This is a genomic window from Streptomyces sp. CA-251247 (assembly GCF_050952975.1).
GTDB classification, from domain to species: Bacteria; Actinomycetota; Actinomycetes; order Streptomycetales; family Streptomycetaceae; genus Streptomyces; species Streptomyces achmelvichensis.
The window spans coordinates 5,117,498-5,138,240 of record NZ_CP191861.1 but is presented as its reverse complement, the minus strand read 5'-3'; the positions used below and the strand labels follow the sequence as shown (position 1 = coordinate 5,138,240).

General features: G+C 70.8%; 24 protein-coding genes and 1 pseudogene. 16 read left to right on the top strand and 9 right to left on the bottom strand.

Features of this window, described 5'->3' with window-relative positions; all coding sequences use genetic code 11:
* Positions 1–137 precede the first annotated feature (137 nt).
* On the bottom strand, positions 138–386 hold the full coding sequence (locus ACQPWZ_RS22865; protein WP_383247136.1) for a hypothetical protein: 249 nt from the start codon (positions 384–386) through the stop codon (positions 138–140).
* A complete protein-coding gene (mca, locus tag ACQPWZ_RS22860; RefSeq protein ID WP_340475000.1) occupies positions 379–1,260 on the bottom strand; it encodes a mycothiol conjugate amidase Mca in 882 nt (293 codons plus the stop codon). Before mca ends, ACQPWZ_RS22865 begins: the two co-directional genes overlap by 8 nt.
* 98 nt (positions 1,261–1,358) lie before the next feature.
* Between mca and ACQPWZ_RS22855 the strand changes: the two genes are divergently transcribed.
* Both ACQPWZ_RS22855 and greA read left to right on the top strand, forming a co-directional pair.
* Positions 1,359–1,763 (top strand): DUF4307 domain-containing protein, encoded by a 405-nt coding sequence (locus ACQPWZ_RS22855; RefSeq protein WP_340474999.1) that lies wholly within the window; start codon positions 1,359–1,361, stop codon positions 1,761–1,763.
* A gap of 186 nt (positions 1,764–1,949) precedes the next feature.
* Entirely contained in the window at positions 1,950–2,447 is a 498-nt protein-coding gene (gene greA / locus ACQPWZ_RS22850; RefSeq protein ID WP_327680914.1) for a transcription elongation factor GreA, read from the top strand.
* Positions 2,448–2,515: 68 nt separating this feature from the next.
* Here greA and ACQPWZ_RS22845 read toward each other — a convergent pair whose 3' ends face one another.
* The 3 genes from ACQPWZ_RS22845 to ilvA form a co-directional block, all read right to left on the bottom strand.
* Positions 2,516–3,322 (bottom strand): ABC transporter permease, encoded by an 807-nt coding sequence (locus ACQPWZ_RS22845; RefSeq protein WP_433573853.1) that lies wholly within the window; start codon positions 3,320–3,322, stop codon positions 2,516–2,518.
* Positions 3,323–3,401: 79 nt separating this feature from the next.
* Positions 3,402–4,421 (bottom strand): ATP-binding cassette domain-containing protein, encoded by a 1,020-nt coding sequence (locus ACQPWZ_RS22840; RefSeq protein ID WP_356701343.1) that lies wholly within the window; start codon positions 4,419–4,421, stop codon positions 3,402–3,404.
* A gap of 246 nt (positions 4,422–4,667) precedes the next feature.
* The gene (gene ilvA / locus ACQPWZ_RS22835; protein WP_340474994.1) at positions 4,668–5,897 is read right to left on the bottom strand and encodes a threonine ammonia-lyase; all 1,230 of its coding nucleotides are present in this window, start codon (positions 5,895–5,897) and stop codon (positions 4,668–4,670) included.
* Between the two features lie 145 nt (positions 5,898–6,042).
* Here ilvA and ACQPWZ_RS22830 point away from each other — a divergent pair, with 145 nt between their 5' ends.
* The 4 genes from ACQPWZ_RS22830 to ACQPWZ_RS22815 all read left to right on the top strand — a co-directional run bounded on the left by ACQPWZ_RS22830 (position 6,043) and on the right by ACQPWZ_RS22815 (position 7,596).
* Entirely contained in the window at positions 6,043–6,555 is a 513-nt protein-coding gene (locus ACQPWZ_RS22830) for a MarR family winged helix-turn-helix transcriptional regulator (RefSeq protein WP_340474992.1), read from the top strand.
* 32 nt (positions 6,556–6,587) lie between these two features.
* The gene (locus ACQPWZ_RS22825) at positions 6,588–7,061 is read left to right on the top strand and encodes a sigma factor-like helix-turn-helix DNA-binding protein (RefSeq protein WP_340474991.1); all 474 of its coding nucleotides are present in this window, start codon (positions 6,588–6,590) and stop codon (positions 7,059–7,061) included.
* Positions 7,058–7,309 (top strand): hypothetical protein, encoded by a 252-nt coding sequence (locus tag ACQPWZ_RS22820; protein WP_340474990.1) that lies wholly within the window; start codon positions 7,058–7,060, stop codon positions 7,307–7,309. The genes ACQPWZ_RS22825 and ACQPWZ_RS22820 overlap by 4 nt, the downstream gene beginning before the upstream one ends.
* A 95-nt stretch (positions 7,310–7,404) precedes the next feature.
* A complete protein-coding gene (locus ACQPWZ_RS22815; RefSeq protein WP_340474989.1) occupies positions 7,405–7,596 on the top strand; it encodes a DUF1059 domain-containing protein in 192 nt (63 codons plus the stop codon).
* A 184-nt stretch (positions 7,597–7,780) separates the two neighbouring features.
* Here ACQPWZ_RS22815 and ACQPWZ_RS22810 read toward each other — a convergent pair whose 3' ends face one another.
* Positions 7,781–8,935, bottom strand: coding sequence for a cystathionine gamma-synthase (locus ACQPWZ_RS22810; RefSeq protein ID WP_433572254.1), 1,155 nt, complete (start codon positions 8,933–8,935; stop codon positions 7,781–7,783).
* A 71-nt stretch (positions 8,936–9,006) separates the two neighbouring features.
* On the opposite strand from ACQPWZ_RS22810, the gene ACQPWZ_RS22805 reads away from it, so the two are divergent.
* From ACQPWZ_RS22805 to ACQPWZ_RS22780, 6 genes are all read left to right on the top strand, one after another.
* On the top strand, positions 9,007–10,110 hold the full coding sequence (locus ACQPWZ_RS22805; protein WP_356701333.1) for a hypothetical protein: 1,104 nt from the start codon (positions 9,007–9,009) through the stop codon (positions 10,108–10,110).
* 148 nt (positions 10,111–10,258) lie between these two features.
* Complete coding sequence (gene msrA, locus ACQPWZ_RS22800) at positions 10,259–10,924, top strand: peptide-methionine (S)-S-oxide reductase MsrA (protein WP_433572253.1); 666 nt, start codon at positions 10,259–10,261, stop codon at positions 10,922–10,924.
* Between the two features lie 180 nt (positions 10,925–11,104).
* Positions 11,105–11,431, top strand: a complete 327-nt coding sequence (locus ACQPWZ_RS22795; protein ID WP_340474985.1) for a DUF6233 domain-containing protein — start codon at positions 11,105–11,107, stop codon at positions 11,429–11,431.
* Between the two features lie 26 nt (positions 11,432–11,457).
* Positions 11,458–11,682, top strand: a complete 225-nt coding sequence (locus ACQPWZ_RS22790; protein WP_327680938.1) for a hypothetical protein — start codon at positions 11,458–11,460, stop codon at positions 11,680–11,682.
* Positions 11,683–11,824: 142 nt separating this feature from the next.
* Positions 11,825–12,478 carry a ClpP family protease gene (locus ACQPWZ_RS22785; RefSeq protein ID WP_356701329.1) on the top strand — a complete coding sequence of 218 codons (654 nt, stop codon included), beginning with the start codon at positions 11,825–11,827 and terminating at the stop codon, positions 12,476–12,478.
* A 1-nt stretch (position 12,479) separates the two neighbouring features.
* Positions 12,480–13,082 (top strand): ClpP family protease, encoded by a 603-nt coding sequence (locus tag ACQPWZ_RS22780; protein WP_327680942.1) that lies wholly within the window; start codon positions 12,480–12,482, stop codon positions 13,080–13,082.
* A 320-nt stretch (positions 13,083–13,402) separates the two neighbouring features.
* On the opposite strand, the pseudogene ACQPWZ_RS22775 reads toward ACQPWZ_RS22780, so the two are convergent.
* Positions 13,403–13,732, bottom strand: a pseudogene (locus tag ACQPWZ_RS22775) (helix-turn-helix domain-containing protein); the annotation flags it as partial.
* Positions 13,733–14,047: 315 nt separating this feature from the next.
* Between ACQPWZ_RS22775 and abc-f the strand changes: the two are divergent.
* The 3 genes from abc-f to ACQPWZ_RS22760 all read left to right on the top strand — a co-directional run bounded on the left by abc-f (position 14,048) and on the right by ACQPWZ_RS22760 (position 17,887).
* Positions 14,048–15,673, top strand: coding sequence for a ribosomal protection-like ABC-F family protein (gene abc-f / locus ACQPWZ_RS22770; RefSeq protein WP_433572252.1), 1,626 nt, complete (start codon positions 14,048–14,050; stop codon positions 15,671–15,673).
* A gap of 138 nt (positions 15,674–15,811) precedes the next feature.
* On the top strand, positions 15,812–17,440 hold the full coding sequence (locus ACQPWZ_RS22765; protein ID WP_433573852.1) for a hypothetical protein: 1,629 nt from the start codon (positions 15,812–15,814) through the stop codon (positions 17,438–17,440).
* A gap of 78 nt (positions 17,441–17,518) precedes the next feature.
* Positions 17,519–17,887 carry a VOC family protein gene (locus ACQPWZ_RS22760; RefSeq protein ID WP_340474981.1) on the top strand — a complete coding sequence of 123 codons (369 nt, stop codon included), beginning with the start codon at positions 17,519–17,521 and terminating at the stop codon, positions 17,885–17,887.
* Positions 17,888–17,897: 10 nt separating this feature from the next.
* Here the strand turns inward: ACQPWZ_RS22760 and ACQPWZ_RS22755 are convergent, their stop codons facing one another.
* Together ACQPWZ_RS22755 and ACQPWZ_RS22750 are read right to left on the bottom strand one after the other, a co-directional pair.
* Positions 17,898–18,485 (bottom strand): TetR family transcriptional regulator, encoded by a 588-nt coding sequence (locus tag ACQPWZ_RS22755; protein ID WP_356701322.1) that lies wholly within the window; start codon positions 18,483–18,485, stop codon positions 17,898–17,900.
* Between the two features lie 151 nt (positions 18,486–18,636).
* Positions 18,637–19,680: an NAD(P)-dependent alcohol dehydrogenase gene (locus tag ACQPWZ_RS22750; protein WP_340474979.1), complete on the bottom strand. Its 1,044-nt coding sequence runs from the start codon at positions 19,678–19,680 to the stop codon at positions 18,637–18,639.
* Positions 19,681–19,798: 118 nt separating this feature from the next.
* Here ACQPWZ_RS22750 and ACQPWZ_RS22745 point away from each other — a divergent pair, with 118 nt between their 5' ends.
* Positions 19,799–20,683, top strand: a complete 885-nt coding sequence (locus tag ACQPWZ_RS22745; RefSeq protein ID WP_340474978.1) for a helix-turn-helix transcriptional regulator — start codon at positions 19,799–19,801, stop codon at positions 20,681–20,683.
* Positions 20,684–20,743: the final 60 nt, after the last annotated feature.

The window sequence follows — 20,743 nt, the reverse complement described above, 5'->3', positions numbered from 1 at the left end:
CGCACGCCGGTGCGCGCACCGTCCGCCACCGGGCCGGCCGCTGATGCGGCCGGCCCGGTGGCGCGTACGGCGGTGATCCGTACGGCGAGCGTGCGTGCCAGGGCACGCGAGCCCCGGCAAGATCCAAACGACAGACCCTAGGCCGAGGCCGGACCCGTCTTGCTGCCGGCTTCGTTCGACTCGGCCCGCGGGTCGGGTGCCTCCTCGAAGTCCACCCGGCCCATGTGCCGGTTCATCGACTTCATCAGGAACCACACGCCCACGGCCAGTGCCGCGAAGACGAGGAAGCCGAGGACTCCGGGCGTGACCTTGTTGTCGTCGACCTCCTTCGCGAGGGGGACGAGATGCGTCAGGGCGAGGTTTGCGCTTGCGCTCATATCAGGCATTGTCCCGGATGCCCGCGAAGAGGTCGTCCTCGGGGAGGGAGGTGTCGACGAGAGACGTGGCGAGCTCGTACTCCTCCGTCGGCCAGACCTCCTTCTGGAGCTCCAGCGGAACGCGGAACCAGCCACCGTCCGGGTCGATCTGCGTGCGGTGTGCGAGCAGCGCCTTGTCGCGGATCTCGAAGAACTCGGCGCACGGCACGTGGGTGGTGAGCGTGCGCTCGACGCGCTCGAACTCCTTCCAGCGCTCCAGCCACTCGCCGTAGGGGGACTCGATCCCCCGGGCCAGCAGGGCCTCGTGCAGGGCGACCGTACGGGGACGGTTGAAGCCCTGGTTGTAGTAGAGCTTCTGCGGCTGGTAGACGGGCCCGAACTCCGACTCCGGGTAGCGCTCGGCGTCCGCCGCACCCTCGAAGGCCACCATCGTGATCTTGTGGGTCATGATGTGGTCGGGGTGCGGGTAGCCGCCGTTCTCGTCGTACGTGGTGATGACCTGCGGACGGAAGGTGCGGATCGACGTCACCAGCCGGCCGGCGGCCTTCTCCACGTCCTCCAGGGCGAAGCAGCCCTGCGGCAGCGGGGGCAGCGGGTCTCCCTCGGGCAGGCCCGAGTCGACGAAGCCGAGCCATTCCTGGCCGACGCCGAGGATCTCGCGGGCCTCGTCCATCTCCTTTCTGCGTACCTCGTGAATGTTCTCCTCGATGTACGCGTCCCCCTGGAGCTTGGGGTTGAGGATGGAGCCGCGCTCGCCTCCTGTGCAGGTCACGACCAGCACGTCCACCCCCTCGGACACATACTTGGCCATCGTGGCCGCGCCCTTGCTCGACTCGTCGTCGGGGTGGGCGTGAACGGCCATCAGTCGCAGCTGCTCAGTCAAGACTCGATCCTCAATAATGTGTCGCGTCGGGCAACTCTTATAGTGACCGAATCGGGGGACGGAAAATTCCGGTGCCCCCTGCCCGAGAGGAAAGACCCATGGCCGCCGTGCGCGAACAGCTTCCCGAGGGCCGCTACGGCCGCTCCGCGGACGAGCGCGCGGACCGCGGGCTCAAGCTGGTGGGCGCGGTGCTGGGGGCGGCTCTGCTCGGGGTGATCGGCTGGTTCGGCTACGACTACGTGGCCGGGCAGAAGATCAGCGCCGAGGTGATCAAGTTCTCGGTGATCTCGGACTCCGCGGTCCAGGTGCATCTGGAGGTGCGCAAGGACGCGGACGCCGCCGGCAGCTGCACCCTGCGCTCGCGCTCCGAGGACGGGGCCGAGGTGGGTAGGCTGGATGTGCCGGTGGAGAGCCGGGGCGGCAAGCGGATCGACCAGGTGGTCGAGATCCGGACGACGGCTCGGGCCACCAGCGCGGAACTGGTGCAGTGCACCGCCCGGTGACGCGGACGAATCACCTGGACGATCACGGCGGGTCACTACGCTGACCTGCGTTGACGTACTTCTGATGGCATTCGTCCTCCCCCTGCGGCCACGAAATTGTTAGGCTCGTGGTTTCGCCCATCCATGGAGGCACATCCTTCTGGGTAGGGCGATGCTTTGTATTCCCAGTACCTACGAGGAGCACCTGTGACCCAGACCAGCGAGAACGTCACCTGGCTCACCCAGGAGGCGTACAACCAGCTCAAGGCCGAGCTGGAGTACCTGTCTGGTCCCGCGCGCACCGAGATCGCCAAGAAGATCGAGGCGGCGCGTGAGGAGGGCGACCTGCGGGAGAACGGCGGGTACCACGCGGCCAAGGAGGAGCAGGGCAAGCAGGAGCTCCGTGTGCGCCAGCTGACCCAGCTCCTGGACAATGCGAAGGTCGGCGAGGCCCCCGCGGACAACGGTGTGGTCGAGCCCGGCATGGTCGTGAAGATCGCCTTCGACGGCGACGAGGACGACACCCTGACGTTCCTGATGGCGTCTCGCGAGTACGCGAGCACGGACATCGAGACGTACTCCCCGCAGTCGCCGCTCGGCGCCGGAGTGAACGGCAAGAAGGTCGGTGACGACGCCGAGTACGAGCTGCCCAACGGCAAGAAGGCTTCGGTGAAGATCCTCGAAGCCAAGCCGTACACCGGCTGAGCCGGACAGCGAACGCCGAAGGGGCCGGACCGCGTGATGCGGTCCGGCCCCTTCGCCGCCCTTGTCGATCAGCCGTCCGCTTGACGGTACTTGCGCACCGCCAGAGTCCGGAAGACGACCACGATCAGTACGGACCAGATGAGCGAGGCCCAGACCGGGTGCTCCATTGGCCAGGCGTTGGACTCCACGACGCCCGGATTGCCGAACAGCTCCCGACAAGCCTGCACAGTAGCGCTGAACGGGTTCCACTCGGCGATGTGACGCAGCCAGGGCGTCATCTGACTGGAGTCCACGAACGCGTTCGAGATGAATGTGACCGGGAATAGCCAGATGATCCCGCCAGAGGTTGCCGCCTCGGGCGTCCGCACGGAAAGGCCGATGAGCGCGCCGATCCAGGTGAAGGCGTATCCGAGCAGGAGGAGCAGGCCGAAGGCGCCCAGGACCCTCCCGATATTGGTCGGTTCGGCGGAGCCGGTACGCCAGCCGACGAGCAAGGCGACGATCGCGAGGACGAGCAGTGTGATGCACGTCTGCACAAGATCCGCAACGGTGCGGCCGGTCAGTACTGCGCCTCGTGCCATCGGGAGGGAGCGGAATCGGTCGACGAGCCCCTTCTGCATGTCGTCGGCGATGCCGGCGGCTGATCCCGCCGTGGCGAACGTGACGGTCTGGGCGAAGATGCCCGCCATCAGAAAATCTTTGTAGACGTCCGGATCGGTCGAGCCTCCGACGCTCATCGAGCCACCGAAGACGTACGTGAACAGCACGACGAACATCACCGGCTGAATAACCCCGAAAAGGACCATCTCGGGAATCCGGGTCATCCGGATCAAGTTCCTGCGGGCAATGACCAGGGAGTCAGTCACCATACTCATGCGTCCTGCCCCTTCCCGGCGACCACGCGCTGACCGTGGGTGTGCGGCCAGTTGCATTTGACGGCGTCCGCTGTGGTGGTCACTTCGCGCCCTCCTTCCGGGACTTCTTGCCCTTAGTGTCCTTGAGCTGCGCGGCCTCGCCGTTCTCCTCGTCCTCGATCTCGGCGTGATGGCCGGTGAGGGAGATGAACACGTCGTCCAGGGTGGGCCGGCGCAGACCGATGTCATCGATCTCCACGCCCCGGGTGTCCAGTTCGCGGATGACCTCGGCCAGCAGCTTCGCGCCGCCGGTGACGGGGACGGTCAGCTTGCGGGTGTGCTCGACGACGGCGACGTCACCCTTGCCGAAGCCCCGCAGGACCTCCTGGGCGGGCGGGATCTGGTCGGGCTCGTGAACGACGACCTCGACGCGCTCGCCGCCCGTCTGGGCCTTGAGCTGGTCGGCGGTGCCGCGGGCGATGACCTTGCCGTGGTCGATGACGCAGATGTCGTCGGCCAGGTGGTCGGCCTCTTCCAGGTACTGCGTGGTGAGCAGCAGTGTCGTACCGCCCTTGACCAGTTCCTGGATGACCTCCCACAGCTGCATGCGGTTGCGCGGGTCGAGTCCGGTGGTGGGCTCGTCCATGAACATCACGGGCGGTGAGACGACCAGGGCGGCGGCCAGGTCGAGACGGCGTCGCATACCGCCGGAGTAGGTCTTGGCGGGGCGGTCGGCGGCGTCCGCGAGGTTGAAGCGGTCGAGCAGCTCGACCGCCCGGCTCTTCGCGTCGCGCGAGCTCATCTGGTAGAGCTGGCCGACCATCTGGAGGTTCTCACGGCCGGTCAGATACTCGTCGACCGCGGCGAACTGGCCGGAGAGGCCGATGCACCGGCGGACTTCGTTCGGGTTCTTCAGGACGTCGATGCCGGCGACGACGGCCTTGCCGCTGTCGGGCTGGAGCAGGGTGGTCAGTACGCGCACGGCGGTGGTCTTGCCGGCTCCGTTGGGGCCGAGAAGTCCGAGGACCGTGCCTTCGGGGACGTCGAGATCGACGCCGTCCAGAGCCCTTACGTCGCCGAAGGTCTTCACCAGACCTTCGGCGTAAATGGCGCCTGGCATGAGGGATCTCCCAAGGTGGCAGGTGGGTGGGTCGCTACGTGGCAAGAAAGCAGGCGGGTGCGAAATCTGTGCGTGGCGGGAGCACGTCAGGACCTCACGTTAACGCGATACATCGCGTCACTCAAGATGTATCGCGATAGTCGTGACGTCACGGCCGCGGTGACAGGGGCGGCCGTCGGCGGCAGCCGCGACGGTCCACACACGCGTGGCCGTCGTGGCAGGAACCCGCGTGACGGTCCTGTGCGCTCAGCTCAGGACGGTGTATCCCGCCCCGCGCAGCGCCGCAGTGACCTCGTCGCAGTGCTCCGGGCCCTTCGTCTCCAGCTGCAGCTCCACCTCCACCTCCGTGAGCCCGAGCCGCGGATCGGTCCTGACGTGACTCACGTCGAGGACGTTAGCGTCGAGCACTGACAACGACCCGAGAAGTGCCGCAAGAGCTCCCGGCCGGTCCGTCAGCCGTACCCGCAGCGACAGATAACGGCCTGCCGCCGCCATACCGTGCCGCAGAATGCGCTGCAGCAGCAGCGGATCCACATTGCCGCCCGACAACAGGGCGACGACCGGTCCCTTGAACGCCCGCGGCTCGCTCATCAGCGCCGCGACCGGGCTCGCCCCGGCGGGCTCCACGACGAGCTTCGCCCGCTCCAGGCAGAGCAGCAGCGCGCTGGAGAGCGCGTCCTCGGAAACCGTACGGACCTCGTCGAGAAGATCGCCAATGATTTTGAAGGGGACATCGCCGGGGCAGCCCACCTTGATCCCGTCCGCCATGGTGGAGGGGGCATCGATGGCGACGGGGCGCCCCTGGGCGAGCGAGGGCGGATACGCGGCCGCACCCTCCGCCTGCACCCCCACCAGCCGGACATCGGGACGCACCGCCTTCACCGCGACCGCGATGCCGGCGGCCAGACCGCCGCCGCCCACACCGACGACGATCGTGCGCACCTCCGGGCACTGCTCCAGGATCTCCAGGCCCACCGTGCCCTGCCCCGCGATGATGTCGGGGTGGTCGAAGGGGTGGATGAAGACGGCACCCGTCTCCTGGGCGTACTCCTGCGCGGCGGCCATGGTCTCGTCGACGACCTGACCGTGCATCCGCACCTCTGCGCCGTACTCCATCGTCGCCGCGACCTTCGGCAGCGGTGCGCCGACCGGCATGAACACGGTCGAGTGCACTCCGAGCAGCGTCGAGGCGAGCGCCACTCCCTGCGCGTGGTTGCCCGCGGACGCGGCGACGACACCGGCGGCCCGCTCCTCCGGCCGCAGCCCCGCGATCCGTACGTACGCGCCGCGCAGCTTGAACGAACCCGTCCGCTGGAGGTTCTCGCACTTGAGGTGGACCGGCGCCCCCACCAGGTGCGACAGGTACCTGCTGCCCTCCAGGGCGGTGACCCTCGCGACGCCGGACAGCATCTTCTGCGCCCCGCGGACGTCGTCGAGGATGACGGGGCGCAAGGAGTCAGACGTACCGAAGCTCATGACGCCAAGTCTCGCAGCTCAACCGGTCGCCGGCAGACCCGATCAAGCGTTCCTCATGGGATTGTGCAGGCCTGGTACGCACCGCGTGTGGGCCGCGTACTCTGTCCCCCACCAACCGACCACCGCACGAGAGAGCCCCCTAGCCATGCCCACCTCTCAGGACATGACGACTCATCTCGACCCCGGCCTCCTCGATGCTCTCCAGCACCAGGTCGCCGTCTTCGCACGCCGCGCGGAACAGACCCGGCTCGGCGGGGTCGGCCAGGTCCGCAACTCCATGGACCGCGCCGCCTATCTGCTGCTCAACCGGCTCGACCGGGAAGGCCCGATGGGCGTCAAGGCCCTCGCCGCGGGGATGGGCATCGACTCGTCGACCGTCACGCGCCAGGTCGCGCCGCTCGTCGACACCGGTCTCGTCAAACGCACCTCCCACCCCGAGGACGGCCGCGCCGTCGTGCTCCAGCTCTCCCCCCGCGGCCAGGCCCGGCTGGAAGAGGTCCGCTCCTCGCGGCGCGAGCTCATGGCACAGGTGACGGACGGCTGGACCGAGACCGAGCGCGATTCCTTCTGCACTCTGCTCACCCGGTTCAACACCGCGCTCTCCGCCCGCCAGGCCGGACTTCCTCCTGTGGACACGGAGACGCCGCCGACCTCTTGACCCGGGCCGCGAATCTGCCCCTATATGAGGACGTGAGCGAGCGGCGGACGGCACTCGAGCGCCGCCGCGCCCGGGAGTTCCAGGCGTTCGTCGCGGGCGCGGCCGGCCGGTTGCTGCATGCCGCCACCCTGCTCACCGCCGAGCCCGCGCTGCGCAATCCGCACGCCCAGCAGCTGCTGACCTCCGCACTGGCCCACACCTACGCGGAATGGGACCGGCTGCGCGGCGAGGACCCGTACGACCGCACCCGGCAGGAACTCGCCACCCGCTTCGCCCGCACCGCCTGGCGCCACCACCGGGTGCGGGGCGGCGTACTGGACCGCCTCACGCCACAGGAACGGCTGATCCTGGTGCTGCGGCTGTACGAAGGGGTGGCCGAGGAGCAGACCGCGGCGCTGATCGGGCTCCCGGTCGAACGCGTCCGCTCCATCTGCGCCCGCGCCGTGGCGACCATGCGCAGCACACCGCCCGCACCGCCGCGCGCCCCGGCGGAGGCGGTGTCATGAGCGGCGCCGACCGCAAGGAGGACGAGGTCCGCCGGATGCTGGAGGCCCAGCACCCGGCGGTGCCCGCGGACCTGGCGGCGCGCGCCGCCGTGTACGGCGGCCGGCTGCTGCGGCGCCACCGTGCGGTCCGCCGGCTGACCTGGCTGCTTCTGGTGGCGGCGGCGGTCGCGTTCGCGGTGTGGGCGTCGGTCACCGAGCCGTGGGTGGCTCCGCCGTCGGACATGACGCCTCCGCTCGAAGGCTGGTAGCGCGTACCGGGACTGTCCGTGCATCGGCGGGCCCGCCCGGTGCGTCCGGAACTATCCTGGAATGAGCGGCGCACCGACGCCGCGAGGAGGCCGCCATGACCAGGAAAGTCGCCGACTGCCGCAAGATGCCGAGCGAGTCGGGATGCAGTCTCACCATTTCCGGCGAGGAGGAGGAAGTCGTACGGGCCGCGAGCGAACACGCGGTCTCCGTGCACGGGCACGCCGACACCCCGGAGCTAAAGGACGGCATCCGCGAGTCGCTGGAGGACGAGAAGGTCCCCGCGTAGTCGCGTAGAACACGGTCGTCGCGCTGACCACGGTCGTCGCGCTGACCACGCGTGAACCACGCGTGGTCAGCAGGCGGTCGTCGCCGCGGCACGGACCGGGCAGCGAACGCGAGCCGGCGCCCGGGCAGGCCCCGAAGGACCCCACCGGACGCCGGACGATGCGTGCGTGAGTTGCTGGGTATGCCTAGCCGAGGGCCTGCTGAAGGTCCGCGATCAGGTCGTCCGCCGACTCGATGCCCACCGACGCCCGCACCAGGTCCGCCGGGACCTCCAGCGCGGAGCCCGCCACCGACGCGTGCGTCATACGGCCCGGGTGCTCGATCAGGGACTCGACACCGCCGAGGGACTCGCCGAGCGTGAACAGCTTCGTGCGGTTGCAGACCTCGACGGCCGCCTCTTCGCCGCCCTGGACGCGGAAGGAGACCATGCCGCCGAAGGCCTTCATCTGCTTGGCCGCGATCTCGTGGCCCGGGTGCTCCGGCAGCCCCGGGTAGAGAACCTCGGTGACCTTCGGGTGGCGGGTCAGCATCTCGACCACCCGGCCCGCGTTCTCACTGTGCCGGTCCATCCGGACCGGGAGGGTCTTGATGCCGCGCAGCACCAGCCAGGCGTCGAACGGGCCCGCGACGGCACCCATCGCGTTCTGGTGGTACGCCAGCTCCTCGCCCACCGACGGGTCCGCCGCGATCAGCGCACCGCCCACGACGTCCGAGTGGCCGCCCATGTACTTGGTCAGCGAGTGCACGACGATGTCGGCACCGAGCGAGATCGGCTGCTGGAGATACGGGCTGGCGAAGGTGTTGTCCACGACCAGCTTGACGTTCGAGCTGCGTGCGACCTCCGCCACGGCGGCGATGTCGGTGATGCCGAGCAGCGGGTTCGACGGCGTCTCGACCCAGATCAGCTTCGTCTTCTCCGTGACCGCCGCGCGGACCGCGGCCGCGTCGGAGGTGTCGGCGACCGACCAGGAGACGCCCCACCGCGAGACGACCTTCGCGAACAGCCGGAAGGTGCCGCCGTAGGCGTCGTTCGGGATGACCACGTGGTCGCCCGGCTCCAGAAGCGCGCGCAGCAGGCAGTCCTCGGCCGCGAGTCCGGACGCGAAGGCGAGACCGCGGCGGCCGCCCTCCAGCGCCGCGAGGTTCTCCTCCAACGCCGTACGCGTCGGGTTGGCACTGCGGCTGTACTCGTAGCCGCCGCGCAGTCCGCCCACACCGTCCTGCTTGTAGGTGGACACCTGATAGATCGGCGGGACGACCGCGCCGGTCAGCGGATCGGCGGTGTTTCCCGCATGAATGGCGAGGGTCTCGAGGCTGTGGAAGCTGTGCTGGTCGCTCATGAGGCCCGAGCGTAGTCCTGTGAAGGGGCAGCGCGTGGTTCGCCCCGAACGTCGTCCGGGACAATGGACCCATGGAGATTCTCTGGTTCCTGATCGCGGTGGGCCTGCTGGTCGCGGTGATCGGTCCGTTCGTCAGGCGCCGCCGTGTCGGTATCCACCAGGTGGCGCCCGGTTCGCCCGATGCCGCCGACCCCGACACGTACGGATTCGTGCGCCAGGAGGAGCTGGACATCCGCCTCCCCGGACCCGACCAGGACCTTCTGGACGTGCTCGACGTCGTCCAGGCGACCCAGGACTGGCGGGCGGCCGCACAGCTGCTCGCCGGCACTCCCAAGGAGGGCGAGGTGCGCTGGCAGCGCGTGCAGGCGTTCGCCGGTGCCGCCTCCCTGGAGCTCCAGCAGAAGCCGGGCGCCGGCGGGTCGTGGCTGCGTGCCTGGCGTTCGGAGTCGCCGAAGGACGCGGGCGCGGCGCAGGTGCACGCGGAGTTCCTGGTGCAGCAGGCCTGGCGGTCGTCGAGCGCGGGGACGGACGAGTTCCGGATCATCCTGGAGGAGGCCCGTTCGGTCTGCGGCGACGCGGCTCTGCTCGCGCCGGGCGACCCTGTCCCGTACATCACGGAACTGGCCGTCGCCCGCGGGCTGAACTACACGCACGAGCAGTTCGACCAGGTGTGGCTGAAGGTCATCGACCGGGCGCCGGAGCACATGGGCGGGCATCTGGCGGCGCTGCACTACTGGTGCGAGAAGTGGCACGGCAGCCGCGAGGAGGCCGACCACTTCGCGACGACGGCCGCGGCACGCGCACCCCAGGGTTCGCTGCTGGCCGCGCTGCCGCTGTTCGCGGTCTTCGAGCACATCCCGGATGTGGTCCTGGTGCAGGACTTCCACCGGACCGCGGTGGTCAGCAAGGCGGTCGAGGGCGCCCTCTTCGCGGTCCACGCGGCCCGCCCGGACGACCCGATGCTGGCGCACGTGCGCCATCTGCTGGTGCTCTTCCTCGTACGGTCCGAGCGGTGGGCCGAGGCGATGAACCAACTGGTGTGGGTGGACGGCCACGTGGGCGCGGTCCCGTGGACGCTCAGCGGCGACCCGGCGGCGGAGTACACGGTGTACCGGAACCTGGCGGTGGCGGGCTACGAGTCGAACGGGGGGAGCCCGGCGACGCTGCTGCGGTAGCGGCTCCTGCGCGCGTCGAACGGGTTCCCCGGTGGGGCCGCAGGCGGTGAGCCGTGGCGCCGCCCCGGCCGGTCCCGCCCTCCGTTTCCGGGGGAATTGCTGCCAGGCGCATGACGTTCTTCAGGTACCGAACCCGAGGAGCCATCGCATGTTCCTGTCCCGCCGTGTCCCCGAGCTCCCCACCGCCGAGCAGGCCCTGAAGGGCCGTCCGGACCCGACGTTCTCCGTACCCGACCGCCACACGGTCCTGGGCAACCCGCTGCTCGGCCCGTACCCCGAGGGCCTCGAAGTGGCGGACTTCGGTATGGGCTGTTTCTGGGGCGCCGAGCGCGCGTTCTGGCAGACCCCCGGCGTCTGGACGACCCTCGTCGGCTACCAGGGCGGTCACACCCCGAACCCGACGTACGAAGAGGCCTGCTCCGGCCTGACCGGCCACACCGAAGCGGTCCGCGTGGTCTTCGACCCGTCGGTCGTCTCGTACGAGCAGCTGCTGAAGGTCTTCTGGGAGTCCCACAACCCGACCCAGGGTTTCCGCCAGGGCAACGACCGCGGCACCCAGTACCGCTCGGCGATCTACACCCACTCCGCGACCCAGTCGGCGACGGCGGAAGCCTCGCGCCAGGCGTACCAGAAGGTGCTGACGGGCTCGGGATACGGCACGATCACGACGGAACTGCTGCCGTCGGAGAGCCGGCCGTTCTATCCGGCCGAGGGATATCACCAGCAGTATCTCGACAAGAACCCGGCGGGGTACTGCGGGATCGGCGGGACGGGCGTCTCCTGCCCGATCGGGGTTGCCCGGGCCGAGGCGTGAGCCCGGGATCCTCACCATGACCGCAGAGCGGGAACGGCTGCGCAGCGAGGACACCTGGCTCTCGGGCCACCCATCGGGCCTCTGACACCGGCCGGGGTGGCGATGGCCGAGGGCTGGGACCCCTGCGCATCCGCACCCCGCGGTGGAACCTCAGGGCCGATCGCGCCTAGAATCGAACATGTGAACGATCGCCCGCCGTCGCGCCTGGAGCTTCTCAAGTTCCTCCAGCGTGTGCAGCTTCAGCAGCTCGACCAGACGCGGCGGTGGCTCCTCCAGGAGGAGGACCGGGCCCAGCGGGATGCCCATGTGGCGCCCCCTCCGCCCGACTGGGTCGTCGAGTACGGCATCGGCGCAGGGCGGCCGCCCGCGTATGTGCACGTCGGGAGCTGTGCGATGCGCGGTGCCCGGTCGAAGCCGGTCGGCCGGGAGGCCGCGCTCCGCGCGCTCGCCGAGCAGGTCGATCCCTGCCCCATCTGCCGTCCCGACCGAGAGCTCGGTGTGCTGTGACCCGTGATGCGACGCAGCCTGGAGGTATGAGCCGCGCGCCGATCGTCGTGCACCGCATCAGCCCGTCCGGGGGACGACGGGTCACCGTGCGCGAGCAGATCATGGGGCTCGCCCACTCGGACCGCGATCTTCTGGAGTTCCTCAGGCGGGCCGGCCTGCCCGATGCGGAGCTCATGCTCGACGACCCCACGTGGGTGGACTGGGTCGGCGACCGGCCGCACGAGTACGAGCGGCTGGAGATCCTGCCCTGACCGGTGGGGCACGGATCCGGCGACCGGCCTCCGCTCTGCCGAGGGCGAATCTGCTGCGGGCCGAGAAACCTCACCCTGCCGCCCGGGCGGACCGATGGTGGAGATCGCGGCGACGGTCGCCGCGCCACCACAAGGAGGTCCGATGTCAGCACTCATCACCGGCCGTGACCCGGCCCTCGCACCACGCGCCTCCGAGGGTGACACCGCGCCCACCCGCTTCGACGACCATCTGGCCGCGCAGCTCCTGAACCAGCGCATCGTCCTCCTCGGCACCCAGGTCGACGAGGTCTCGGCGAACCGGGTCTGCGCGCAGATGCTGCTCCTGTCGGCGGAGGACTCGCGGACCGACATCTGCCTCTACATCAACAGCCCGGGCGGTTCGGTGACGGCCGGGCTGGCGATCTACGACACGATGCGGCTGATCCCCAACGACGTCTCGACGCTGGCGATGGGATTCGCCGCCAGCATGGGGCAGTTCCTGGTCACCGTCGGCACGGCGGGGAAGCGTTTCGCCCTGCCGAACGCGCGGATCATGATGCACCAGCCGTCCGCCGGCATCGGCGGCACCGCTGCCGACATCGCGATCCAGGCCGAGAACCTGGAGTACACCAAGAAGGCCGTCGAACGGATCACGGCGGAGCACACCGGCCAGAGCGAGGAGACGATCTCCCGCGACGGCGACCGTGACCGCTGGTTCACGGCCGAGCAGGCGCGGGAGTACGGCATGGTCGACCGGGTCGTCGAGTCGCTCGACGACGTGCGGCCGGCCGGTTCACGGCGACGGGCGGGACTCTGACATGGGCCAGTACACGATTCCGAACGTCGTGGAGCGCACCGCGCAGGGCGAGCGGTCCTACGACGTGTTCAGCAGGCTGCTGTCCGAGCGGATCATCTTCCTCGGCACCGAGATCGACGACGGTGTGGCCAACGTCGTCATCGCCCAGCTGCTCCACCTCGAGTCGTCGAGCCCGGACACCGAGATCGCGATCTACATCAACTCGCCGGGCGGATCGTTCACTTCGCTCATGGCGATCTACGACACGATGACGTTCGTCCGCGCGCCGATCTCGACGTTCTGTGTCGGGCAGGCGGCCTCGACCGCGGCGGTGCTGCTGGCGGGCGGGGACCCGGGCCGGCGGTTCGTGCTCGAACACGCGCGGGTGCTGCTGGGTCAGCCGACCAGTGGCGGCCGGCAGGGGACGGTCTCCGACCTCGCCCTTCAGGCCAGGGAAGTGCTCCGGATCCGGTCGCAGGTCGAGGACGTGCTCTCCCGCCATGTCCCGCATGACGCGGCGACGCTGCGGGCGGACATGGACCGCGACAAGTTCTTCACCGCGGAGGAGGCGGTGGCATACGGCCTCGCCGACGAGGTGCTCAGCCGTCGGCTTGTGACGGTCTGAGCCCTGCGGCAACCGACGGCCGCCGCCACCGACTTCGTACGGGCGGCGGCAGCCCGGCACAGGTGCCGGTGCCGGTGCCGGTGCCGGGCGTACGTCCGTCAGGCGGCGAGGCGGACGTCGCCCTGGCGCGGTGCCGTCCGTGCGCCGGCCGGGCGCGTGAGCGCCGTACTCCGTACGGCTCGCGCGCTCAGCTCCACCGCGGTCGTCGCCGTGCCGTCGTCCGCCACGCGCGCGTCCTCGGCACCTTCGGCGGCGGCCCGCCCGGGAGCGGCAGGAGCAGCAGGAGCAGCCGGGGCGGCAGGGACAACCGGTGCGGCGGGCCCGGGCCTGCCGTGCCGCGTCCGCGCCGGCCACGCCAGTTCGCGGTGGGCCAGGGCGAGAAGATCGGCCAGGCCGAGACCGAGGGCGTGCGCGGCCGCGGCGAGGACCTCCGACGAGGCCTCCTTGCGCCCGCGTTCGAGCTCGGAGAGATACGGCATCGAGATACGCGCCGCGTCGGCCACGTCCTTGAGCGTGCGCTGCTGGGCGCGCCGCTCACGGCGCAGGACGTCCCCGACGATGTTCCGCCACAGCGGCTCCCGGGCTGCGGGCGCCGCCGTCGGCGGACGCAGGGGAAGGACGCGGGCTTGGTTCGGCGCGTGGCTGCTCACCACATCAGAGTAGGAGCGATGGGCGCCGCGGAGGGTGCGGCAGCGTTCCGCCCGGCGCGAAATCCCGTCCCCGGCGGGTCATTTCGCCGCGGTCCCGCGGGGGCGGGGAAAATGATTCCTGCCTGCGGAACAGCCTTGGCTAGAGTGGAGGCATGGGTTCGCACAAGCACTACTTCTTTCTCTGATTCCGGCCACGGACGCCGCGTGCTCGTCGTAGCACCGCGCTGACGTCCCCCGGTCCGGCAGAACCCACCCCTGCCCTGCGGTGCGCCGTCGCGCACCCCTTCGCGGGCATGTCATTTTCAGGGAAAGACCATGCGCGAACGCGCCCAACTGACCATGAAGGACGTCTCCAAGGCCTATGGGGACCGCTCCGTACTCGACCAGGTGTCCTTCACCGTCCGTCCCGGCGAACGCGCCGGTGTCATCGGGGAGAACGGCTCCGGCAAGTCCACCCTGCTGCGGCTGATCGCCGGGGCCGAGGCGCCCGACGCCGGGGAGATCACCGTCGGCGCGCCCGGCGGCACCGGGCATCTCGCACAGACCCTGGCGCAGACCTTCGGCCTGGGGCCCGGGCACACCGTGCAGCAGGCCGTCGACGCCGCGCTCGCCGAGCTGCGGGAGATCGAGCGGCGGCTGCGGCATGCCGAGGAGCGTCTCGCGGAGACCGACGAGGACGGGCTCGCCGCGTACGGAGACCTCCTCACCGCCTTCGACGAGCGCGGCGGTTACGAGGCGGACGCCCGCGTCGATGCCGCCCTGCACGGGCTCGGGCTGAGCCATGTCACCCGGGAGCGTCCGATCGGCACGCTCTCCGGCGGGGAACAGTCGCGGCTGGCGCTCGCCTGTGTGCTGTCCGCCGCGCCCGAACTGCTGCTGCTCGACGAGCCGACGAACCATCTCGACCGGCAGGCCACCCAGTGGCTGGAGGACCGGCTGCGGGCGCACCGCGGCACGGTCGTCGCCGTCACGCACGACCGTGCCTTCCTCGAACGCGTCGCGACCACGATCCTCGAGGTCGACCGCGACACCCGTGCGTTGACCCGGTACGGCGACGGCTGGCACGGCTACCGGGCCGCGAAGGCCGCCGCCCGCCACCGCCGGGAGCTCGACCACCAGGAGTGGCTGGCGGACGTGGCCCGGACGGAGGAACTGGTGGCGGCGGCCGGGCAGCGGCTGGCGACCACCGGAAAGGATCCGCGCCAGGGCTTCGGCAAGCACCGGCGTTCCCATGAGGCGAAGCTGTCCGGGCAGGTCAGGGCCGCACGGGTGCGGCTGGAGCGGCTGCGCAGGGAGCCGGTGCCCGCGCCGCCGGAGCCGTTGCGCTTCACGGCCAGGCCGGTCAGCGGCGGCCGGGAGGGGCTGCTGACCGAGCTGACCGGCATCGCCGTCGGCGACCGGCTGCGGGTGGACGCGCTGCGGGTGGAGGCCGGGCAGCGGCTGTTGGTCACCGGTCCGAACGGGGCCGGCAAGACCACGCTGCTGCGGGTGCTGGCCGGGGACGTGCGCCCCGACGAGGGCACGGTGCACCGTCAGGAGCGGGTCCGGGTCGGCTATCTGCCGCAGGAGCTGCCGGCCGTACCGTCCCGCGGAACGCTGCTGGCGGCGTACGCGGCGGGCCGGCGCGGTCTCCCCGAGGAGTACGCCGCCGAGCTGCTCGGTCTCGGACTGTTCCGCGAGGAGGATCTGACGGTCCCGGTCGCGGCGCTGTCCGTGGGTCAGCAGCGGCGTCTCGAACTGGCCCGGCTGCTGGCGGCCCCCGCGGATCTGCTCGTCCTGGACGAGCCCACGAACCATGTGGCGCTGAGTCTGGTGGAGGAGCTGGAGGAGGCGCTCGCGGCGTACGAGGGAGCGGTGGTCGTCGTCTCGCACGACCGGCGGTTCCGGAGCGGATTCACGGGCGAGCGGCTGGAGTTGCGGTCGGGCCGCGCGGTCGCGTGAGCGCGGTCGCGCGGCCCGGGGCCGCCTGACCGCGGTCGGCTGACCGGTGCCGCCGGGAGGACGGCTGTCCGGGCCCCCTGCCCGGCGAGGACCCGCCATTAGGGTTTGCGCGTGGGGATCAGTGAGCGGGCTCAGACCTTGCCGGCACAGGCAGATGAGCGGGACGCGCCGCCGTGGTGGCGCGTCCCGCTCGTCGCCACCGCCGTGGCCGTGCCGTTGTACGCGCTGTGGGCGGTGTGGCTCGCCACCGGCGGCGGGGATCTGGCCGCGCAGCTGGCGTGGGCCGGGTTCATGGAGCGGCACCCGGCCACCGCGTACAACTTCTCCTGGTACGGCGGCACGCACACCGCCAACTACAGCCTGCTGGCGCCCCCGTTGATGGCGGTGCTCGGGGTGCGGACGGTGTCGGTGCTCGCCGGTCTCGTCGGGACGTGGGTGCTGGCCTGCCTCTTCGTCCGGACCGGGGTGCGGTGGCCGCTCGCGCCCGCCGTGGTCGGGGCGCTGGCGCTGTGGTGCAACATCGCCTCGGGACGGACCACGTTCGCGCTGGGCGTCGCGATCGGTCTGCCCGCTCTGCTGTACGTCCGCAGGACGGGCGTCGCCGTGGTGTGCGCGGCGCTCGCCGCGACGGCGAGTCCCGTCGCCGGACTGTTCCTCGTGGTGGCCGGTGCGGCCTGGCTGCTGGACCGGCAGTGGCGCAAGGGCCTCGCGCTGATACTGCCGCCGTTCGTGGTGGTGGGCGTGGTGACGCTGCTGTTCCCGTTCCGGGGCGAGCAGCCCATGGCGACGGAGAAGCTGTGGATGCCGCTGGCCGTCTCGGCCGCGGTGGCTCTCGCCGCGCCCCGCGAGTGGCGGGTGGTGCGCTGCGGCGCCGGGGTGTACGGCCTCGGCGTCGTGCTGACGTATCTCATCGCCTCGCCGATCGGCACGAACGTCGAGCGGCTGCTCGGCCTCGCGGCGGCTCCGGTGCTGCTCGCGGCGCTGCTCACACGGTTCGGCGAAGGCCCGGGCACCGGGTCCGGGCCGGCGGCGTGGGCCGGGGAGTTCGCCCGCGGTCTCGTGCGCCCCGCACGCGCCGTGCTCGCGGTCGCGCTCTTCTTCAGCACGTACTGGCTGATCGACAAGACCGAGGACGATCTGGTCATCTCCACCGACGTCCCGTCCTGGGCGGCGCACACGGACGGTGTCGTCCGCGAGCTGGAGCGGCTGGGCGCGGACCGCACGCGGGTCGAGGTCGTCCCCGCCCGCAACCACCGCGAGGCCACCGCGCTCGCCCCGCACATCAATATGGCACGCGGCTGGAACCGTCAGCTCGACGTCGAGCGCGGGCGGCTCTTCTACGACGGTTCGCTGAATCCGGCGACGTACCGGCAGTGGCTGGACCGCTGGGCGGTCGGCTATGTGGTGCTGCCGCACGGGCGCCCGGACGGACCGGCGGAGGACGAGGCCGCGCTCGTGCGCGGCGCGCCGTCGTGGCTGGAGCAGGTGTGGCAGGACGAGAGCTGGACGGTCTACCGGGTGCGCGACGCGGTACCGCTGGTGTCGTCCCCGGCGACGGTGGTGGGCGGGGACGACGCGTCACTGACGGTACGGATGCCGGCCGCCGGTTCGGTGACGGTACGGGTGGCGTACTCGCCGTGGCTGCGGGCGAGCGGTGCCTGTCTGCGGCAGGAGGGGGAGTGGACGCGGCTGACCGTGCCGCGGGCCGGGGAGTACCGGCTGGACTCGCCCTACCGGGTGCCCCGTTCGGCCGGATCCGACTGCTGAGGCGGGTGCCGGAATCCCGCGGGCCGGCCACGGCTCGTCGTCGGGGGCGCCACCGGTGCCCTGTGCCACGCTCGGACCATGATCGACCACATCTCGCTCCAGGTGGCGGACCCGGCTGCGTCCGCCGCCTTCTACGACCGGGTGCTCGCGCCCCTCGGCAGCACCCGCCTGCTCGAGTTCGGCCAGGTGATCGGCTGGGGCACGACGCAGCCGCGGTTCTGGATCGGCCCGGTGACGACGGATGGTGCGGCGCGAGAGGCGCACATCGCCTTCGAGGCGGCCGACCGTGCGGCGGTGCACGCGTTCTTCGACGCGGCGGTCGGCGCGGGCTCCGAGGTGCTCCACGAGCCGCGGGTGTGGCCCGAGTACCACGCGTCGTACTACGGGGCGTTCGTACGGGATCCGGACGGCAACAACGTGGAGGCGGTCTGCCACCGGCCCGGGTAACGGGCGGTCGTCAGCGCTCCTGGCCCGCGAGCCGGCGCACCAGCCCCACCAGAGTGGCGCGTTCCGTCTCCTCCCCCGGCGCCTCCGCGTAGATCATGCGGACCGCCTGCGGGGCGCTGAACCACCAGGCGCCCAGGGCGAGTACGGCGTAGAACAGCGCCTCGGGAGCCAGCTGCGCGTCGAGCGTGCCCTTCTTCTGCGCGTCGCCGAGCGCCCGCACGGCCACGCCGTGAGCCTCCGTACGGTCGGCCTCCCGCAGCGCCGGGCCGCCGGTGTCCTGGAGACCCTCCCACTGGAGGAGGCGGATGAACTGCGGGCGCGCGCAGTGGTAGTCGTACAGCCGGCCGGCGTACTCCCCGAGGTCGTCGAGCTGTTCGCCGGTGACCGGGACCGTCCGGGCGATCCGCTCCCGTTCGGTGTCCAGCACATGGTCGAAGAGCTGTTGCTTGTTGCCGAAGTACTGGTAGATCCGCTCCTTGTTGACGCCCGCCCGGGCGCCGATGCGGTCGATCCGCGCCCCTTCGAAGCCGTACTCGGCGAATTCGTCGACGGCCGCCGCGAGCAGGACTCTGCGGGTGCGTGCGGTGTCCCAGGCCATGGTCCGAGCCTAGGACCCTCCAACTGTTCAGTTGGGTCAAACTGGCCGGATGTGCCGTACGAGGGAGCCCCGGCCGCGGTGGTCAGGAGGGGGCCTGATCCACCGCGGGCCGGGGGGTCGAGAGGGGCCCGGAAAGGGGGCCGCGGGACGCTCAGATGGTGGCCGCGTCGATCACGAAGCGGTAGCGCACGTCGCTCGAGAGGACCCGCTCGTAGGCCTCGTTGATCCGGTCGGCGCCGATCACCTCGATCTCCGCGCCGAGGCCGTGCTCGGCGCAGAAGTCGAGCATCTCCTGGGTCTCGCGGATACCGCCGATACCGGAGCCCGCGAGGGTCTTGCGGCCGGCGATGACGGAGAAGAGGTTGAGGGACACCGGCTCCTCGGGAGCGCCCACGTTCACCAGCGCTCCGTCCGTCCGCAGGAGCCCGAGATAGGTGTCCAGCGGCAGCGGCGCCGACACCGTCGAGACGACGAGGTCGAACGTGCCCGCCAGCTGCTCGAAGGTCGCCTCGTCACTGGTCGCGTAGTAGTGGTCGGCACCGAGGCGCAGACCGTCGTCCTTCTTGCGCAGCGACTGGCTGAGAACGGTCACCTCGGCGCCCAGCGCGTGCGCGATCTTGACGCCCATGTGGCCGAGACCGCCGAGGCCGACGATGGCGACCTTCTTGCCGGGGCCGGCCTTCCAGTGCGCGAGCGGCGAGTAGAGGGTGATGCCGGCGCACAGCAGCGGGGCGGCGACGTCGAGCGACAGGCCGTCCGGGATGCGCAGGGTGAAGGCCTCGTCCACCACGATGTGGGTGGAGTAGCCGCCGTAGGTGGGCTCGCCGGTCTTGTCGAGGGCGTTGTACGTGCCGACGTTGCCGCCGGAGCAGTACTGCTCGAGTCCGGCCTTGCAGTTGTCGCACTCGCGGCAGGAGTCGACCATGCAGCCGACGCCCACCCGGTCGCCGACGGCGAACTTGGTGACGCCCGGACCGGTCTCGGTGACGATCCCCGCGATCTCGTGCCCCGGGACCATCGGGAAGATGCCCTCGCCCCAGCCGTCACGGGCCTGGTGGATGTCGGAGTGGCAGATGCCCGCGTACTTGATCTCGATGAGCACGTCGTGCTCGCCCACCGGACGGCGCGGGATGGTGGTCCGCTCCAGCGGCGCCTTGGCGGCGGGAGCGGCGTATGCGGAAACAGTCGTGGTCATGGACTCGACTGTGCCGAAGTACGCGGAACCTACCCAGCCCTCTGTTGTACCTACGTCCGGCGTGCGTACCACTGGCAGGGTCAGGCTGCGTGGGAAGGGCGGCGCGATACTGGTGAGCATGGACCAGCGCGCCGAACTCAGCGAATTCCTCCGCTCACGCCGCGCCCGGCTGCAGCCCGAGGACGTCGGCCTGCCGCAGCTGGGCCGTCGCCGGCGGGTGCCGGGGCTCCGCCGCGAGGAGCTGGCACAGCTCGCGGGGGTGTCGGTGGCCTACTACACGCGCCTGGAACAGGGCAACGGGCGCAATGTGTCCACCGAGGTGCTGGACGCGATCGGGCGGGCGCTGCGGCTGTCGGACGCCGAGCGTGACCACCTCAGCCATCTCGCGAAGCCGAAGCAGAAGAAGCACCGGCGGATGGGCAGGCCGCAGCAGCTGCGCCCGTCCGTCCAGCAGCTGATGGACGCCATGGAGGGCGTGCCCGCCTACGTGGTGGGGCGGCGGCTGGACATCCTGGGCTGGAACCGCACGGCCCGTGCGCTGTTCGGCGACTTCGCGGCCCTGTCCGCGAAGGAGCGCAACATGGCCCGGATGGTCTTCCTCGACCCCAACGCCACCGATCTGTACATGGACTGGGAGTGCAAGGCGACCGAGGTGGTGAGCGTGCTGCGGATGTACGCGGGATGCTCGGCGGACGATCCGCAGCTGCCGGAGCTGATCGGTGATCTCTCGGTCAAGAGCGAGGAGTTCCGGCGGCTCTGGGCCGCGCACACGGTCCAGGACAAGGGCCACGGCGTGAAGCGGATCCACCATCCGCTGGTCGGCGAGATGACGCTGTCGTACGAGACGCTGCGGCTGCCGGACGATCACGATCTGTCGCTGGTCACCTACCACGCGGAGCCGGGCACGCGGTCGGCCGAGTCGCTGCGGCTGCTGGCGGGATGGGGCGTCGACGGCGAGGAGGACGACGCGCGGCTGCGGCCGGGGCCCGCGGCGGGCGCCTAGCGTCCCCCTGGCCGGACCCCGTCACACGCCGAAGGCGGGTCACCCCCGAGGGGTGACCCG

Coding starts and splice junctions, on each gene's coding strand:
- ACQPWZ_RS22755 (WP_356701322.1), bottom strand. CDS start 18,485: ATGGCCTGGGACACCGCACGCACCCGCAGAGTCCTGCTCGCGGCGGCC.
- msrA (WP_433572253.1), top strand. CDS start 10,259: ATGTTCCTGTCCCGCCGTGTCCCCGAGCTCCCCACCGCCGAGCAGGCC.
- ACQPWZ_RS22790 (WP_327680938.1), top strand. CDS start 11,458: ATGAGCCGCGCGCCGATCGTCGTGCACCGCATCAGCCCGTCCGGGGGA.
- abc-f (WP_433572252.1), top strand. CDS start 14,048: ATGCGCGAACGCGCCCAACTGACCATGAAGGACGTCTCCAAGGCCTAT.
- ACQPWZ_RS22760 (WP_340474981.1), top strand. CDS start 17,519: ATGATCGACCACATCTCGCTCCAGGTGGCGGACCCGGCTGCGTCCGCC.
- ACQPWZ_RS22750 (WP_340474979.1), bottom strand. CDS start 19,680: ATGACCACGACTGTTTCCGCATACGCCGCTCCCGCCGCCAAGGCGCCG.
- ACQPWZ_RS22805 (WP_356701333.1), top strand. CDS start 9,007: ATGGAGATTCTCTGGTTCCTGATCGCGGTGGGCCTGCTGGTCGCGGTG.
- ACQPWZ_RS22785 (WP_356701329.1), top strand. CDS start 11,825: ATGTCAGCACTCATCACCGGCCGTGACCCGGCCCTCGCACCACGCGCC.
- ACQPWZ_RS22810 (WP_433572254.1), bottom strand. CDS start 8,935: ATGAGCGACCAGCACAGCTTCCACAGCCTCGAGACCCTCGCCATTCAT.
- ACQPWZ_RS22865 (WP_383247136.1), bottom strand. CDS start 386: ATGCCTGATATGAGCGCAAGCGCAAACCTCGCCCTGACGCATCTCGTC.
- ACQPWZ_RS22830 (WP_340474992.1), top strand. CDS start 6,043: ATGCCCACCTCTCAGGACATGACGACTCATCTCGACCCCGGCCTCCTC.
- ACQPWZ_RS22820 (WP_340474990.1), top strand. CDS start 7,058: ATGAGCGGCGCCGACCGCAAGGAGGACGAGGTCCGCCGGATGCTGGAG.
- ACQPWZ_RS22745 (WP_340474978.1), top strand. CDS start 19,799: ATGGACCAGCGCGCCGAACTCAGCGAATTCCTCCGCTCACGCCGCGCC.
- ilvA (WP_340474994.1), bottom strand. CDS start 5,897: ATGAGCTTCGGTACGTCTGACTCCTTGCGCCCCGTCATCCTCGACGAC.
- ACQPWZ_RS22815 (WP_340474989.1), top strand. CDS start 7,405: ATGACCAGGAAAGTCGCCGACTGCCGCAAGATGCCGAGCGAGTCGGGA.
- ACQPWZ_RS22845 (WP_433573853.1), bottom strand. CDS start 3,322: ATGAGTATGGTGACTGACTCCCTGGTCATTGCCCGCAGGAACTTGATC.
- ACQPWZ_RS22780 (WP_327680942.1), top strand. CDS start 12,480: ATGGGCCAGTACACGATTCCGAACGTCGTGGAGCGCACCGCGCAGGGC.
- ACQPWZ_RS22840 (WP_356701343.1), bottom strand. CDS start 4,421: ATGCCAGGCGCCATTTACGCCGAAGGTCTGGTGAAGACCTTCGGCGAC.
- ACQPWZ_RS22855 (WP_340474999.1), top strand. CDS start 1,359: ATGGCCGCCGTGCGCGAACAGCTTCCCGAGGGCCGCTACGGCCGCTCC.